We start from the raw sequence: 15,022 nt of genomic DNA, 5'->3' as shown, positions 1-15,022 counted from the left end.
GCTAGGGTCGGATCATGACCGACTGGCTGCCCGAACGCGTCGCCGCAGCCGAACGGGAGTCCGGCACCAGCTTCGACCTGACCGCCTGCGTGCGGGAACCCATCCACCGGCTCGGCGGGGTCCAGTCGTACGGGGCCCTGCTCGCCGTCGAGAACGACCGGGTGACGGTGCTCAGCGAGAACGCCGCCGCCGTGCTGGGCGTCGGCGGCCTGACCGGGACGCCGATCGAGCAGCTGATCGGGCCGCAGCAGCGCGACCTGCTGTGGTCGCTCGCCGACACCGACGCCGGGCAGACCGCGATGATGCCGCTGGAACTGGGCCCGCGCCGGTTCGACGTGACCGTGCACCGCTCCGGCGCCCACGTGGTGCTCGAGTTCGAACCGGCCCCGGACACCCCCGAGTTCGGCAACCTGTACGCGCCGGTGCGCCACGCCCTGACCCGGCTGCAACGTGCCGGCACCGTCGTCGAGGCGTGCCGGGCCGCCGTCCGCGAGATCCGCGAGCTGACCGGCTACGACCGGGTCGTGGCCTACCGTTTCGAGGAGGCAGACGGGCCGGGCGAGGTGATCGCCGAAGAGGTCGCCGCCGACTGGGAACCGTGGCTGGGGCTGTGGTTCCCGGCCACCGACATCCCGCCGCAGGCCCGACGCCTGTACGAGCGCAACTGGATCCGGGTCATCGCCGACGTCGACGATGCCACCGCCCGCCTGCACCCCGGCGGCGAGCAGCTCGACCTGTCGCTGTCGGTGCTGCGAACGGTGTCGCCGTTCCACCTGGAGTATCTGCGCAACATCGGGGTCGCCTCGTCGATGTCGGTGTCGCTGCTCGACGACGGCCGGCTGTGGGGGCTGATCGCCTGCCACGGCCGCGAGCCCAAGGTGCTCAGCCCGCAGACCCGCGCCGCCTGCGAGTTCTTCGGGGTGGCGCTGTCGCTGCACCTGGCCGCCCTGCGTGAGCGCGACGAGTCCGCGGCGCGCGAGAGGTCCCGTACGGTGATCGCCCGCCTGCTCGAGCGGTACTCCCGGGATCTGGCGATGCGGTGGTCGAGCGACCCGGCCGGGCTGGAACAGGTGATCGACTGCGACGCGGTGCTGGTGCGCAGCGACGGCGCCGTGGTGTCCACGTCACCCGGGACGCAGGCCGTGGCGGATTCGGTGACTGTGCCACCGCTGGGCGAGGTGTGGCACAGCGACCAGCTGCCCGGAGAGTTCCCGGGCGCCCTGGTGCTGCCGTTCGGCTCCGGCGGCGACTGCATCGTGTGGCTGCGCCGCGAGCGCACCGTGGCGCGCCGGTGGGCGGCCGACCCGCGTACGCCGGTGGTGCTGGGCCCGCACGGCGAACGGCTCACCCCACGCGGGTCGACCGCGGTGTTCCTGGCCTCGGTGCGCGGGCGCAGCATGCCGTGGACGACCACCGACCTGGTCATGGCGGTCGAGCTGGGCCGGGCCGTCATGAGCGTGGCCGTCGCCCACGCCCGGCAGCTGGCCGAGGCCAACGTCGACCTGGACGCCTTCGCGCACGCCGCCGCCCACGACCTCAAGGAGCCGCTGCGCGGGATCGCCAACACCTCCACGTTCATCGTCGAGGACACGGCGGGCCAGCTCGACGAGGTGACCACGCGCCGCCTGGAATCGATCCAGCGGCTGGCCACCCGGATGGACGGGCTGCTCAACGCGCTGCTGTCGTACGCGCGCCTGGGCCGTGCGGCGTTGAACCGTGCCTCCGTCCCGGTCAGCGAGGCCCTCGCGCGGGCGCTGGACGTGGCGGGCCCGCGGCTCGCCGAGGCCGGCGTCCGTGTCGACCTTGTCGAGGCGACGATCGACGCCGACCCGCTGCTGCTCGACCAGGTGCTGGTCAACCTGCTGGTGAACGCCGCGAAATACGCCCGGCCGGGCGGCGGCGCCGTCCAGGTCGGCGTCGGCGAGTTCGGCGTCGGCGTTGAAGCGCTCTACGTCCGCGACGACGGCATCGGCATGCCGTCGCACCTGCGCGAACAGGCTTTCCAACTGTTCCGGCGACTGCACCCCGAGGCGGCCCGCGACGGTTCCGGGGCCGGGCTGGCCATCGTGCGCCGCATCGCCGAACGGCACGGCGGTCAGGCCTGGGCCGAGGAGTCCCCCGGCGGCGGCACCACGGTGCGGGTGACGTTCTCGCCACGGGACCGCCAGTAGTCCAGGGTCTGTGCGAGCACGCTCTGGAACAGCGCGAAGTTGATCGGCTTGTAGATGTAGCTGTCGGCGCCCGCCGCGTAGCAGGCCTCCGCCTCGGCCTGGTTCTCCGAGGAGGTGAACACCACCACGCGCAGCGCCTCGAACACGGCGTCCGCCCGGACCCGCCGGATCACGTCGAGACCGCCCTCACCGGGCATGTTCAGGTCGAGCAGCACCATCCCGGGCCGGGCCTGCCCGATGTCGTTGAGCCGGGGCAGCACCCCGGTGCCCGAGCGCAGGAACTCCAGCCGCACCTCGGGGTGCGACCGGCCGATCGCCCGGGCGATCGCCTCGATGTCCTCGTCGGAGTCCTCGACGACCAGCACGAGATCAGTCACGGTTCTGCCTCACCCTCAACGCCAGCAGGGCGATGTCGTCGGACGCCTCGGCGCTGGTGCTCAACTCGTCGACCAGGGTCTGCACCGGCACGCCGCCCAGCCGGTCGAGGGCCCTAGCCAGGCCGTCCTCCTCGAACATGCGGCCGTCGCCGTCGCGGCTCTCGGTCAGCCCGTCGGTGAACATCACCAGCGTGTCGTGGCGGTCCAGCCGCAGCGTCGAGGAGCCGTACTGCGGGGAGTCGAGAACTCCCAGCGGCACGCCGCCCCCGGAGCCCCGGCTCGCCCCGCCGGCGCCGCGCATGATCACGGGCGCCGGGTGCCCGGCCGAGGTCCATTCCACGGCGTACCCGTCGTCGTGCGGCCGCAGCAGCGCCACGGCCGCGGTGATGAACCGCCACGAGCCGTCCAGCCGCAACCGTGCGTTGAGCCGGGTCAGCGCCCGCTCCGGCGACAGCCCCTCCTGCAGCAGGGCGGTCAGCGTGTGCCGGGCCATGCCGGTCAGGGCGGCCGCGTCCACGCCGCGCCCGCACACGTCGCCGATCACCGCGGCGACCACGCCGTCGTCGCGCACCACCACGTCGTAGAAGTCGCCGCCGACCTCCAGCACCCGGTCGCCCACGGTGTAGGAGGCCGCCGGCTCGAGTCCTTCGGCGCGCGGCAACCGGGTCGGCAACAGGTGCTGCTGCATCCGTGCGACCTCCTGACGGCGCTGCTCGTACAGCGTGCTGTTGTCGATCGCCAGGGCGGCCCGGGCGGCCAGGTCGCGCAGGAACGCCGGCGGCGGGATGCGACCGGCCGGCCGGTCGAACAGGAACACCAGCGTCCCGATCACCCGGCCCCGGGCCCGCAGCTCCAGCGCGTGCTCACCTGGTTCGGCCAGGCTCTGGACCGCGTCCGGGTCGCGCAGCAGCCGGCCGAGCAGCCGCATGTCGACGTGCACGGCGCTGCGCAGCACCGGCTTGCCGTCCTCGTGGACGAAGACCAGACAGCCCTCGGCGATCGCCGGGACGGCCATGCGCGGCACCCGGTACATGGTCTGCTCGGTGTCGAGCACCGCGTCCATCTGCAGCGACGCCTCGGCCAGCAGCGCGTCGCGGACCTGTTGCTCCTGGTCGGCGCGGGTCTCCGACAACCGGCGTACGGCCTCGTGGGTGACCTCGATGACCTGCTCGAGGCACCGGCCGATCACCGCGGCGTCGCCCGTGTCGTCCAGCGCGACCAGGATCGTGCCGCCCGCCTCGCCGGGCTGATCGAACCGCGCCGCGACGACCCGGGCAACCCCCTGCTCGCGCAACTCGTCACCGGCCTCGATCACCCGGGCCGGGCCGGCCTCGCCCGGCGCCAGCCGCTCGACGAGGTCCCGCAGGTCACCGGTGAGGGGCAGACCCTTCCAGCGGTACGCGAGGACGGTGTCGCCCTGCACAGCGTGGCGCAGCCCCCACACCGCCCGCACCCCAGGCAGCTCCCGCAGCGGGGGCAGCACCAGATCGGCCAGCTGCTCGCGGGAGCTGATCACGACGGCCGCGCTCCACAGGCGGTGCAGCGCCGCTGCCCACTCCGTCACCGCCGCGCCCCCGATCACTTGCCTTTCAGCAACTATCCCCCGCCGGGGATGATCCTGTCAGCCAGCCAATGAGCCGTTCCTGCGGGGTAGGGAGCTTGCGGACTGAGCACGAAATGGCGGAACCCGGCGTCCAGCGCCGCGGCGATCGCGTCCCGGGTCCGCTGCGGGTGCTCGTGGTCCACGGCGAAGTGCACCGAGCGGGTGATCCGGGCCGGGTCGCGGCCGATCTGCTCGCAGTAGCGGTCGAGCAGGGCGCTGCGGGCCACCACGTCGTCGTGATCGCCGCCCGGGATGTTCCAGATGTCGGCGTGCCGGGCGGCCACGCGCAGGGTCGCCGCGGACCGCCCGCCGATGAGCACGGGCGGCACGCGTACGGGCTTGGGGTTGCCGAACGCGCCGGTCAGCCGCACCTGCTCGCCGGCGAAGTCGAACGGCGCGGGCTCGGTCCACAGCCGCCGGATCACCGTGCACGCCTCGTCCAGGGCGGCGACGGCGTCCGCGGTGGCGGCGAAGGGCAGGCCGTGCGCGTCGTACTCGCGGCGCCCGAGCGGGTGGTCCGGGCGCGAGCCGACGCCGATGCCGAACTGCAGCCGCCCGCCCGCGATCACGTCCACCGTGGTGGCGATCTTGGCCAGCACCGCCGGCGGCCGGAACCGGTTGCTGCTCACCAGCACGCCCAGCTCGAGCCGGCTGGTCTGCGCGGCCAGGGCGGCCAGCAGGGTCCAGCCCTCCAGCGCCGGCCCGTCCGGGTCGCCGCCGATGGGCATGAGGTGGTCGAACAGCCAGGCGTGGTCGATCGCCTCGACCGTGTCGGCCTCGCGCCACACCCGCACGATCTCGTCGTAGCCGACGTTCATGGGCGCCGTCATGATCCCGAACGTCGGCGTCACTTCGACTCCCCCGGCGTGGGCGCGCCGGTCAGGTAGTCGACGGTGACCCACTGGATCAGGGCGACCCGCTCGGGATTCTCGTCGGTCGTCTCGGCAGCGCCGGCTCCGACGACGCCGCCCAGCGAGTGCTCGGCGCCGGGCAGCGTGAGCAGCGTCTTGGGGCCGGGACTGTCGTGGAACGCGTCGGTGAACCAGTCCGGGCCGCGGGTGGTCAGCAGCGACTGGTCGTTGTCGCCCGCCACGATCAGGGCCGGGGTCGTCATGGTGCTGAAGTCGGGGTTCATGAAGGCGAAATGCTCGGCGGCGAACGGGCTCAGGTCGGCGCCGCCGCGGCCCGGGACGGCCAGCAGGATGCCGGCGCTGATCCGCGGGTCGGGCTTGCCGGGGCCGTTGACGCCCGCGCCGAGCAGCATGCTCGCGGTCTGGGCGCCCCAGGAGTGACCGGCCACGGCGATCCGGGTGTGGTCGGGGCGTCCCGGCACCGCTTCGGCGATCTCGTCGAGGTGGTCGAGCACGCGGGTCAGGTCGTCGGCGCGGCTGCGCCAGATGTGCGGGGTGCGCGGGTCGTCGGGGGCCAGGTTCAGGGTGCGCGAGTCGAGGTGGGTGGGCTGCACCACCAGGAAACCGGCGGCGGCCCAGTGGTCGGCGAGCGGCGTGTAGCCGTCCATCGACCAGCCGTAGCCGTGCGAGAACACGACGACCGGCAGATCGGCGGGGCCGGCCGGCGCGGACACGCGCAGCTGGAGCTCCCCGAGGCGTACGGGCTTGACGGAAACGATGGTCTTCACGGCTGCTCCCAGCTTCAAACGGAACGTTGCTCCGCAAACATACGGAGCCGTGTTCCGATTCGCAAGGCGCAGTTGGTTGGCGGTCGACGTGATCCTCGATACGTGTGGCATGCTGACAAACGGAGCGATGTTCTGACTGTGGACAGCGGCGCCGTTGCGGCTCGGCGGCGTGACGCCCTGTGGACAGCCGGCACGTTGCGGCGGCGGAAACGCGTAGGGTTCGGTCCCTGCCCCGGGTGGGAGGGGGCTAGGGATGGCCGAACGGTTGATCTTGGCTGGAGGCGCGTGCGTGGCGGGCAAGCGGGCTGACGCCCGGCGTAACGAGGAATCGCTGCTGGACGCGGCGGCGGCCGTGTTCGTGGCGGCGGGGGTCGAGGCGCCGGTGCGCGACATCGCGGCCAAGGCCGGGGTCGGCATGGGCACCATCTACCGCCACTTCCCCACCCGCGCCGACTTGATCATCGCCGTCTACCGGCATCAGGTGGAGGCGTGCGCCGCGGCCGGGCCGGCGTTGCTCGGCTCGAGCTCCACGCCGTACGTGGCTCTGGGCCGGTGGATCGGTCTGTTCGTCGACTTCCTGGTGACCAAGCACGGGCTGGCGGCGGCGCTGCAGTCCGACCAGGCCGGGTTCGAGGCACTGCACGCCTACTTCCTCGACCGCCTGGTGCCGGTGTGCGGGCAGCTGCTCGACGCGGCGGCCACGGCCGGGCAGATCCGCGGCGACGTCGAGCCGCTGACGCTGATGCGCGGCGTCGGCAATCTGTGCATCGGCGCCGAGACGGACGTGCGCTACGACGCCCGCAAGATGGTCGAGCTGCTGATCGCCGGGCTGCGCGTTCAGCCGTAGCGAGCCGGCCCGCCCTATGTGACAGCGGCCAGCTGGAACTGTTCGAAGCGGGACAACGCCCGGTCGATGTCGTCGCGGTGCGTGCCGTCGGAGCCGTCGCCCGTCCACGTCCACTGCTGCACGAGCAGCCTGCGGGCGGCGCGGTCGGTCTTGAGGTCGATCGCGGCGACGACGCGGTCACCGGCCAGCACGGGCAGCGCGAAATAGCCGTACCGGCGCTTCGGTTTCGGCACGTACGCCTCGAACACGTGCTGGTAGCCGAAGAACAGCTCGAGCCGCTCCCGCTGGATGATCAGCGGGTCGAACGGCGACAACAGGTGCACCGTGGCCGGGTCGGGCGCGGGCGGCACGGTGTCGAGGGTTTCCGGGGCGGCCCAATGCTCCACGCCGGCCACCGTGACCGGCACCAACTGCTTGCGGCGTACGCGGGATTCGATCAGCTCCCGCGCGGCCGGCTTCAGCTTCGGCGCGTGGAAACACACCGACGGCAGGCTCACCACCCCTTGCGCGCGCAGCGCCCGGTCGAGGCGGTAGGCCAGCTCCTGGCGTGCGGTCGCCGGCCGCGGGCGCCTCAGCCAGCCGAAGTGGCGGTCCGTCAGCTCGTACGTCTTGAGCATGCCGGCCCGCTCGCTGACGGTGAGCAGCCCCCACGTGACCGCGATCTCCAACGCCAGTTTGGACGGTTTCCGGCTGGCCCACAGCCAGTCCTTGTCGACCAGCACGTCGTCGGTGATGTCGCGGATCGTCAGCGGCCCGCCGTCGCGCACCCGCGCCACCACCCGCCGCACGTCCTGCGGGGTGGCCGCCGCGTGCCAGCTGAGCCACGGCCCGGTGCGCAGCTGCCGCATGCGAGGCAGGAAGAACCGGACATCCTCCGACGGCGCGTACGACAGGGCGTGCGTCCACACCTCGAAGACGCTCTTGTCGACACTCTGCGCCTGCGCCAGGTCGGCACGCCGGTACCCCGGGATGCGGCTGAACAGAATGTGGTGGTGGGCCCGCTCGATCACATGGATCGTGTCGATCTGCACATACCCCAGCTGCCGCACCGCCGCCGCCACCGCTTCCGGCCCCGCCCCGAACGGCTCGTCCACGTCCAGGCGCTGCGCCCGCAGCCAGATCCGGCGCGCGTCGGTGATCTCCAGTTCCACGCAGTAGAAGATAGGCCGCCGCCTGACTCTAGGATGACCCGCTGTGGAACAGCCCATGATCTCGCGCCGCCGGCGCCGTGCCCTGATCGCCGTCATGGCCGTCGTCTTCGTGGTGGCCGCCGGGTTCACCGCCTACCTGGCCGGAGTCTTCGACGACGAGGGCAGCTACCGCAGCGAGCCCCGGGCCTGCGCCACCCTGGAACCGAGCCTGCCCCGGCTGGGCGCCGCCTACGTCCCGAAGGACGACGGCAAGAACAACTGCGGCCTGTGGCTGCCCGGCGCCGACGACGCCCCGAAGATCACCGTCGCGTACGCGGTGATCGCGCCCGCCCGCGGCGATGCGCCCGACGCCGCGAGCAGCAAGCTGCAGGAGTTCGCCGCCCTGGGCTTCAGCGAACTGCCCAACCTGGCCGACGAGGCCTACATCCGCGACACGAACCTCTACTTCCGGGTCAGCAACCTGCTGGTCGGCATCACGACCGAACCCGACCCCGCGACCACCCCGGCCGCTGTCCTCGCCTTCGCCCGGGACCTGGCCACCCATCTGCAGTCCTGACGGGACTCACTTTGTTGTATGTCTCCAGTAGCGTGGCCGCATGCCTCTTGTGGACTCGGCGAGCGGACTCTCCCTGGAGGCTGACGGCCTGGGGCAGGTCGTCCGCGGTGGCCGGCGGACGCTCGACGACGTCTCGCTGAGCGTGCGGGCCGGCGAGCTGGTGGCGATCATCGGGGCCAGCGGGGCCGGGAAGACCACACTGCTCGACGCGTTGTCCGGGGTGCGGCCACCGGCCGAGGGCCAGGTGCGGTTCGGCGGGGGCGGCGGCCCGGTGGGCTATGTGCCGCAGGACGACATCGTCCACCAGCAACTGCCACTGCGAAAGACCCTTCAGTACGCAGCCCGGCTGCGCCTGCCCGCCGCCGACGCGGACCGGCGGGTCGCCGAGGTGCTCGCCGTGCTGGGCCTGTCCGGGCGGGCCGGCACCCGCGTGGGTGATCTCAGCGGCGGTGAGCGCAAACGGGCCAGCGTGGCGGTGGAGCTGCTGGCCCGGCCGGGTGCGTTGTTCCTGGACGAGCCGACGTCGGGGCTGGATCCGGCGGCGGCCGCGGAACTGCTCGCCGTGCTGCGCCGGCTGGCCGCTGACGGGGTGCCGGTGGTGCTGACCACGCACAACCCGGCCGACGTGGACCGCTGCGACAGCGTGGTGGTGCTCGCGCCCGGTGGGCGGCTGGTGTTCGCGGGCCGGCCCGCCGACGCTCCCGCCCATTTCGGCGCGGACGACGTGGCCGGCATCTACGGGCGGCTGGCGGACGCTCCCGCCTGGACCCGCCCACCCGAGCCGGTCACCGCTACCCGCGCATCCGACGCGGCGACGCACGCTCCCGGCGTACTCGGTCAGATGGTGCTCCTGACCTCCAGGAACGTCGCAATGTTGCGGGCCGACCCGCTCACCCTGGCGATTCTGGCCGGGTCGCCGCTGGTGATCCTGGCGATGTTCCTGATGCTGTTCGAGGCCGGCGCGTTCGACCCGGCCCGGCCCGATCCCGCCACCACTGTGATGATCCTGTTCTGGATCGCGTTCGGCGTGTTCTTCTTCGGGCTCAGCTACGGCCTGCTGCAGATCTGCACCGAACTGGCGATCCTGCGCCGGGAAGTGTTCGCCGGCCTGCGCCGCGGACCGTACCTGGCCGCGAAGATCCTGCTGCTCATGCCGATCCTCGCCGTGGTCGACCTGCTGCTGCTCGGGGTGCTGCGCTGGCTGGACCGGCTCCCGGCCTTCGGCGCGGGCCTCTACCTCACGACCCTGCTGGCGTCGGCGTGCGCGCTCACCCTCGGACTGCTGTGCTCGGCCCTCGTGGCGGACGTGGCGCAGGTCGGACTGCTGCTGCCCATGCTGTGTTTCCCGCAGGTGCTGTTCGTCGGCGCGATCCTGCCGGTGCCGGTCATGGCGCCGGTCGGCCGGTGGATCAGCTATGCGATGTCGAACCGGTGGTCGTTCGAGGCGCTCGGGCACTCCGCCGGCGTCGAAGAGCTGTGGGCATCCGGCGCGTCCCCGCTGGGTCCGCCGCTGCTCGCCACCTACGGCGACACGTTCAGCCGGGCGCTGTGGATCGACTGGACCATCCTGGCCGGCATGACCCTGGTGTTCACCGCCGCGACCTGGGGAGTGCTGCGCCGCCGTGTCTGAGCAGTCCGACCAGCTGCGTGCGGGCTTCGACGAGCTGCGCGCGAGCGAGTACGCCCACCTCGACTCCGGCGGTGAGGTCTACCTCGACTACACCGGCGCCGGAGTGTATTCGCAGTCGCAGCTGCGGCATCACCACGAGCGGCTGGCCGCCCGCGCGTACGGCAATCCGCACTCGGAGAATCCCGCGTCGGCCGCGTCCACCGCCCTGGTCGAGCAGGCCCGCCGCGACGTGCTGCGGTTCCTCAACGCGGACCCGGCCGAATACGCGGTCGTCTTCACCGCCAACGCTTCGGGGGCGTGCCGGCTGGTGGGCGAGGCGTACCCGTTCGGGCGCGGCCGCGACCTGGTGATGACCTTCGACAACCACAACTCGGTGAACGGGATCCGCGAGTTCGCCCGCCGCGCCGGGGCCCGCCGCCGTTATGTGCCGCTGACACCGCCGTCACTGCGGATCGCCGGCGACGACGTGCGCACAGCGCTCCGGCGGCGGCGAGGGCTGTTCGCGTTCCCGGCGCAGAGCAACTTCACCGGGGTGCAGCATCCCCTCGAGTGGATCGGGCTGGCCCACGACGCCGGCTACGACGTGCTGCTCGACGTGGCCGCGTTCCTGCCGACCAACCCGCTCGACCTCAGCACCGTGAAACCCGACTTCGTGCCGATCAGCTGGTACAAGGTGATGGGATTCCCCACCGGCGTCGGCTGCCTGGTGGCCCGGCGCGACGCCCTGGCGAGACTGCGGCGTCCCTGGTTCGCCGGCGGCACGATCGCCGCGGTCAGCGTGGGATCGGAATGGCACCAGATGGCCCCCGACGAGACTGCCTTCGAGGACGGCACCCTCAACTTCCTCGACATCCCGGACGTCTCGTACGGCCTGCAATGGCTCAACCAGGTCGGCCGCGAAGCGGTGCGCTCGCAGGTGGCGGCTCTGACCGGCGACGTGCTGGCCGGGCTGTCGTCGCTGGCACACCGCAACGGACGGTCACTCGTGCGCCTGTACGGGCCGCCCGGCACCGCCGGGCGGGGCGGGACCGTCGCGTTCAACCTGCTCGACCCGTACGGCGTGGTGGTGGACGAGCGCCTGGTCGCTGCCGAAGCCCGGGCCGAGGGACTGTCCCTGCGAACCGGTTGCTTCTGCAACCCCGGCGCCGGGGAAGGCGCGTTCGCGATCGGCCGGCGGATGCTGCGCGGAATACGCGGCTGGGGCGTACGCACGCTGGACGACTACCTGAAAGCCATAGGGGTGCCGACCGGGGGCGCGATCCGCGTGTCGTTCGGAGTCGCATCAACGACCGGCGACGTCACACGGCTGCTGGACTTCGTGGCAGAAACCTACCTCGACCGGACCGCGTCGGCGGACGGGCTCGCCCCTCGGCTGCGGTGCTGACCTGAAAGCCGCCGATGTCGAATGAGATCCAGATATCACTGAAGTTGTCATGGATTGTCAGCACTCCTCCGGCCTCAACATGCGGGCGCAGCACCCGCCAACGGTCCAGGGCCTGCGACCGCGCGCCCGCCGGCAACTCGGCCAGACCACGCGCCGCGCTGCTCGGCGACGCCCGCGCTGGCAAGACGATCGTGGTGCACACCTCGGACCGGCTGAGCCTGTACCGGACCGGACCCCGCACCGACTTCCCGACAGGTATCCGGGCGCGGGTGATCAGGCTCCGCATTCACCGGTGCCCGCCGCCAGGGTAGGTCGGCGGGCGCCGGTGAATGCGGCTCAGGCACAGCAGCAACTGCCGCCGGCCGACTGGCTGAGGGCTGATCAGGCCGGCAATGGTGAGCAGAGTGCCGGCCCGTTCGGTCAGCGCGGCAATCCACAGGCCGTCGTTATCGCAGCCACGGATCGCGCCTTGATCGTGCAGGGGCTGCACTACTTCTTCCTGGGGCAGTTTCGTCGCCCAGCCGAAGGGCGTACGCGGCTCAACGGCATGTACTCAGGAGGTGGGTTGCTCGCTGGGGAAGAAGACCTTTTCGACCTGGTCGTGGTGGGTGTGCAGGTCCCAGTACAGCGGCGCGATCTCTTCGGGCGCGGTGGCGCCCGGCTGGCGGGCGATCCACGCACCGATGGCGACGTGGCCGACCTGCACTCCTCGGGGAGCGGCGGCGGCGTGCAGTCCGTAGGCCCAGTTGCGCAGCCACGCTGCGGCAGGGGCGACGTTGCCGAACATGTCATGGCCCATCTCCGGGCGTACTGATGAGGCGCCGGTGGTGAACAGGATCGTGCCTGAGCCTCGGGCGAGCATCTCCGGGAGCACCTGGTTGACCGCCGCCACGGCGCCGTGCACGTAGAAGTCGAGCTGGATCTGCACGTTGTCGTGGGTCAGCTCGGTGGAGGAGGCCATCGGCAGCGCCGGGTTGGACGGCGAGTATTCGAAGACGTCGATCGGCCCGAATCGCTGTTTGACCGCGGCGAGGCCGGCGACGATCGAGGGCCGGTCGGTCACGTCGGCGGCGAAGGCCCCCGCTTCGATGCCCTGGCCGGTCAGTTCGGCGATGACCGCCTCGAGTTTGGCCGGGGTCCGCGACAGCAGTGCGACTTGGTGGCCTTGGCTGCCGAAGGTCTGGGCGATGGCGAGCCCCATTCCGGGACCGGCACCCATGATGGCGATGGTGGGCATGGCTTCTCCTTCGATGACAACAGCGTGGTGAGCAGCGGGCCGGTCCGGACCGAGCGCCGCTGGGAGTTGGTGAGGCGTACGAGTGCATGCAGGGTGCCGCGCACAGCTGGCAGAGCAGCACTGCCGCACAATATGAGGCGACCCTCATGTTGTTGGCAAGCGTAGCACCGTAATTGAGGCAATCCTCAAGTTGCTAGGCTGTGGGATATGTCCCCCGAACGCGCACCAGCCTCGACCGCGGCCTCCGCTCCCGCTCGGCCGCTGCGCCGCGACGCCCAGCGCAATCGCGACGCGCTGCTGGCCGCCGCCCGGGCCGTGTTCGCCGAGCACGGGATGCAGGCATCGCTGGAGCAGGTCGCCAAGCGTGCAGGGGTGGCCATCGGCACGCTCTACAACCACTTCCCCGTTCGGCTGGACCTGGTGCAGGAGGTCTTCGCCGGCAAGCTCGCGATCTGGGTCGCCGCCGCCGAGCAGGCCCTGAGCATGGACGACGCGTGGGAAGGACTGTGCCTGTTCCTGGAAACCATGTGCGAACTGCAGGCCCGCGACCGGGGCTTCAACGACTTCGCCTCGATCCGGCTACCGGAGAACGCCTGCCTGGCCGGCCAGCAGGCCCGCATCCATGACCTCGGCGTGCGCATCGTCGAACGGGCGCAAGAACAGGGCCACCTCCGACCCGACCTGGCACCCGAGGACCTCGCCTTCGTCATCTGGTCCCACAGCCGGATCATCGAGGCGACCGACGGAATCGCCCCGCACGCCTGGCGCCGCCACCTGTACCTGATGCTCGACGGCTTCCGCGCCGAACGCGCCCACCCACTCCCCGAGCCGCCCCTCACCCCCGAGCAGCTCTACCGCGCCATGCTCCGCCTCGGCGGCACGGACGACAGCACCCACTGACAACCCGGATCGCCGAGCCGGTCGCCGGCCGACCACCTCAGCGCGCACGGCCTCCTGGAAATGCTCGCCGGCATCTGGCCTCTACGACCCGGCCGCTCCGCGCGCATGCTGTTCGCATTCTTTGCCGCCATGGGCGAGACCGAGCGGGAGAACATCCGCGAGGCCACCCTCGAAGGCCTCGACGCAGCGGCCCGCAAAGGCAAGAACGGCGTCCGGCCCGCCGTCATCACCGCCGGCATGCTCTACACCGTGCTGCGCCGGCGCGCCGCCGGAGAGACCGACCTGTTCATCCCCGCCGGCAAACGCACCGGCCGCAACCCCAGCGTCGCCAGCATCTACCGCGCGCTCGCCGTGTACGGGAAATCCCAGGCATGTCCGGATGCCGTCGAGCAGGCTCGAGCGTGCCGAAGCCGGGCGACCCCCGGTTACAACATAGCAGTGATTATGGTGTCCCCCGCTTTGGGGTGTTTTTGGATTACCGGATTGCTGTTATTTGGAATCCAGTAATCCGCCAGGCTTTCCTGAGAGCCGCCGTCGTGACCGGTGAAGGCAAGAAAATCCTGAGAGAAGGCGTTCAGGCGAAGCGATCGATCGTCGAGGGCTGCTCATGCTTGCCGCTGGACTACCGCTCGCGGGCCGCCGGACTGGGTGCCGCGCGGGCGGGTGGCGGCCAACCGGGGCAAGACGCTCGCTGCCGGCTACACCGACACGGCGGACCAGGCCGCCTTACGACGGGCGATGGCCGCCCACGACAGGGTTCTCACGCCGTGGGGCATCACCTCGTCGGTGGCGTACAGCCCGTGGCAGACGATCGACGACGGCGCGGTGAAGGGCCGCCCGTAGTTTCCAGACCAAAAACAACGGAAAGCAGTTGATCTAGGCAGATGTCGCCCAAGGCCGGCGCGCGGCGTCCCGCTGCCGCGGCGCGCCGGTCGGCGAGGAAAACCGGCCCGGCGGTCGGAGTCGAGCTGGCCCAGTCCGTCGTCGACCTCACGGCCGGTGCGGCGTAAAGCAGCCATGTCGAGGCCAGATGTTGCTGTGGATCAGCATGGCTCCTCAGTGGTTGGCAGCGGATGGTTCGCGAAGTGCGGCCAGCACGACGCCGTCGATGATCGAGAGCATGAACTCCTCGTCGACGACCTGCTGCATGAAGAACGCTCGGTAGGCTGCCATCGACGGGATCACCTGTGCCAGAGCGTCGAGGTCGCGCGGCGGGGCGTATTCGCCCCGATCGACGGCCCGCTGGATCAGGAACCGGTAGGCGGCGGTCGACGGGTCAACGATGGCCTTGGTCACGGCGTCCACGGCCCTGGGGGTGCGGGTGATCATGGCCGAGACACTGCTCAGGATGCGCAGGCGCCGCTCGTTGCCGCCCATCCAGTTCGGGTCCAGCAAGGCCAGGAAGTCTGAGCGTAGTGTGCCGGTGTCCGGCAGGCCGTCCGGGCCCAGATCGGCCGAGTCGGTGCAGGCGATGGCGGCCAGGATCAGCTCGTCCTTGCCTTCCCAGCGGCGGTAGATGGTGTGCCT

At 71.4% G+C, this 15,022-nt stretch carries 16 protein-coding genes; 8 read left to right on the top strand and 8 right to left on the bottom strand.

The features are described 5' to 3' along the window. The first annotated feature begins 14 nt into the window (after positions 1-14). Positions 15-2,171: an ATP-binding protein gene (locus LXN57_RS21100; RefSeq protein ID WP_251799888.1), complete on the top strand. Its 2,157-nt coding sequence runs from the start codon at positions 15-17 to the stop codon at positions 2,169-2,171. Here LXN57_RS21100 and LXN57_RS21095 read toward each other — a convergent pair. From LXN57_RS21095 to LXN57_RS21080, 4 genes are read right to left on the bottom strand one after another with little or no spacing between them, the layout of a single operon-like run. Beyond that, a complete protein-coding gene (locus LXN57_RS21095; RefSeq protein ID WP_251799887.1) occupies positions 2,096-2,548 on the bottom strand; it encodes a response regulator in 453 nt (150 codons plus the stop codon). The two genes, LXN57_RS21100 and LXN57_RS21095, sit on opposite strands and share 76 nt — an antisense overlap. Further along, positions 2,541-4,112 carry a PP2C family protein-serine/threonine phosphatase gene (locus LXN57_RS21090; RefSeq protein ID WP_251799886.1) on the bottom strand — a complete coding sequence of 524 codons (1,572 nt, stop codon included), beginning with the start codon at positions 4,110-4,112 and terminating at the stop codon, positions 2,541-2,543. The genes LXN57_RS21095 and LXN57_RS21090 overlap by 8 nt, the downstream gene beginning before the upstream one ends. Positions 4,113-4,144: 32 nt before the next feature. Further along, the gene (locus LXN57_RS21085; protein ID WP_251799885.1) at positions 4,145-5,002 is read right to left on the bottom strand and encodes an LLM class flavin-dependent oxidoreductase; all 858 of its coding nucleotides are present in this window, start codon (positions 5,000-5,002) and stop codon (positions 4,145-4,147) included. Beyond that, a complete protein-coding gene (locus LXN57_RS21080) occupies positions 4,999-5,790 on the bottom strand; it encodes an alpha/beta hydrolase family protein (protein WP_251799884.1) in 792 nt (263 codons plus the stop codon). The genes LXN57_RS21085 and LXN57_RS21080 overlap by 4 nt, the downstream gene beginning before the upstream one ends. Positions 5,791-6,079: 289 nt before the next feature. On the opposite strand from LXN57_RS21080, the gene LXN57_RS21075 reads away from it, so the two are divergent. Then, positions 6,080-6,637 carry a TetR/AcrR family transcriptional regulator gene (locus LXN57_RS21075; protein WP_251799883.1) on the top strand — a complete coding sequence of 186 codons (558 nt, stop codon included), beginning with the start codon at positions 6,080-6,082 and terminating at the stop codon, positions 6,635-6,637. A 14-nt stretch (positions 6,638-6,651) separates the two neighbouring features. On the opposite strand, the gene LXN57_RS21070 is transcribed toward LXN57_RS21075, so the two are convergent. After that, the gene (locus LXN57_RS21070) at positions 6,652-7,788 is read right to left on the bottom strand and encodes a winged helix-turn-helix domain-containing protein (RefSeq protein WP_251799882.1); all 1,137 of its coding nucleotides are present in this window, start codon (positions 7,786-7,788) and stop codon (positions 6,652-6,654) included. 43 nt (positions 7,789-7,831) lie between these two features. On the opposite strand from LXN57_RS21070, the gene LXN57_RS21065 reads away from it, so the two are divergent. From LXN57_RS21065 to LXN57_RS21055, 3 genes are read left to right on the top strand one after another with little or no spacing between them, the layout of a single operon-like run. Then, positions 7,832-8,344 carry a hypothetical protein gene (locus tag LXN57_RS21065; protein ID WP_251799881.1) on the top strand — a complete coding sequence of 171 codons (513 nt, stop codon included), beginning with the start codon at positions 7,832-7,834 and terminating at the stop codon, positions 8,342-8,344. A gap of 40 nt (positions 8,345-8,384) precedes the next feature. Further along, entirely contained in the window at positions 8,385-9,974 is a 1,590-nt protein-coding gene (locus LXN57_RS21060) for an ATP-binding cassette domain-containing protein (protein WP_251799880.1), read from the top strand. Then, complete coding sequence (locus LXN57_RS21055) at positions 9,967-11,358, top strand: aminotransferase class V-fold PLP-dependent enzyme (protein WP_251799879.1); 1,392 nt, start codon at positions 9,967-9,969, stop codon at positions 11,356-11,358. The genes LXN57_RS21060 and LXN57_RS21055 overlap by 8 nt, the downstream gene beginning before the upstream one ends. Before the next feature lie 286 nt (positions 11,359-11,644). Here LXN57_RS21055 and LXN57_RS21050 read toward each other — a convergent pair whose 3' ends face one another. Beyond that, on the bottom strand, positions 11,645-11,848 hold the full coding sequence (locus tag LXN57_RS21050; protein WP_251799878.1) for a hypothetical protein: 204 nt from the start codon (positions 11,846-11,848) through the stop codon (positions 11,645-11,647). Between the two features lie 63 nt (positions 11,849-11,911). Further along, the gene (locus LXN57_RS21045; RefSeq protein ID WP_251799877.1) at positions 11,912-12,595 is read right to left on the bottom strand and encodes an SDR family NAD(P)-dependent oxidoreductase; all 684 of its coding nucleotides are present in this window, start codon (positions 12,593-12,595) and stop codon (positions 11,912-11,914) included. Positions 12,596-12,802: 207 nt separating this feature from the next. Here LXN57_RS21045 and LXN57_RS21040 point away from each other — a divergent pair, with 207 nt between their 5' ends. The 3 genes from LXN57_RS21040 to LXN57_RS21030 all read left to right on the top strand — a co-directional run bounded on the left by LXN57_RS21040 (position 12,803) and on the right by LXN57_RS21030 (position 14,338). Next, complete coding sequence (locus LXN57_RS21040) at positions 12,803-13,495, top strand: TetR/AcrR family transcriptional regulator (RefSeq protein ID WP_251799876.1); 693 nt, start codon at positions 12,803-12,805, stop codon at positions 13,493-13,495. Positions 13,496-13,555: 60 nt separating this feature from the next. Further along, on the top strand, positions 13,556-14,002 hold the full coding sequence (locus tag LXN57_RS21035; protein WP_251799875.1) for a recombinase family protein: 447 nt from the start codon (positions 13,556-13,558) through the stop codon (positions 14,000-14,002). A gap of 156 nt (positions 14,003-14,158) precedes the next feature. Beyond that, complete coding sequence (locus tag LXN57_RS21030; RefSeq protein WP_251799874.1) at positions 14,159-14,338, top strand: hypothetical protein; 180 nt, start codon at positions 14,159-14,161, stop codon at positions 14,336-14,338. Positions 14,339-14,551: 213 nt separating this feature from the next. On the opposite strand, the gene LXN57_RS21025 is transcribed toward LXN57_RS21030, so the two are convergent. After that, positions 14,552-15,022 (bottom strand): TetR-like C-terminal domain-containing protein (locus tag LXN57_RS21025; RefSeq protein WP_251799873.1); only part of this gene is annotated, 471 nt, incomplete at its 5' end.

This window comes from Paractinoplanes hotanensis (assembly GCF_023717965.1).
Classification (GTDB): Bacteria; Actinomycetota; Actinomycetes; order Mycobacteriales; family Micromonosporaceae; genus Actinoplanes; species Actinoplanes polyasparticus.
This window is presented reverse-complemented; position numbering and strand designations above follow the sequence as displayed.

What these genes read in the sequence shown, in the direction of transcription:
- LXN57_RS21045 (WP_251799877.1), bottom strand. Translation starts at nt 12,595, where the DNA reads ATGCCCACCATCGCCATCATGGGTGCCGGTCCCGGAATGGGGCTCGCC.
- LXN57_RS21060 (WP_251799880.1), top strand. Translation starts at nt 8,385, where the DNA reads ATGCCTCTTGTGGACTCGGCGAGCGGACTCTCCCTGGAGGCTGACGGC.
- LXN57_RS21100 (WP_251799888.1), top strand. Translation starts at nt 15, where the DNA reads ATGACCGACTGGCTGCCCGAACGCGTCGCCGCAGCCGAACGGGAGTCC.
- LXN57_RS21035 (WP_251799875.1), top strand. Translation starts at nt 13,556, where the DNA reads ATGCTCGCCGGCATCTGGCCTCTACGACCCGGCCGCTCCGCGCGCATG.
- LXN57_RS21040 (WP_251799876.1), top strand. Translation starts at nt 12,803, where the DNA reads ATGTCCCCCGAACGCGCACCAGCCTCGACCGCGGCCTCCGCTCCCGCT.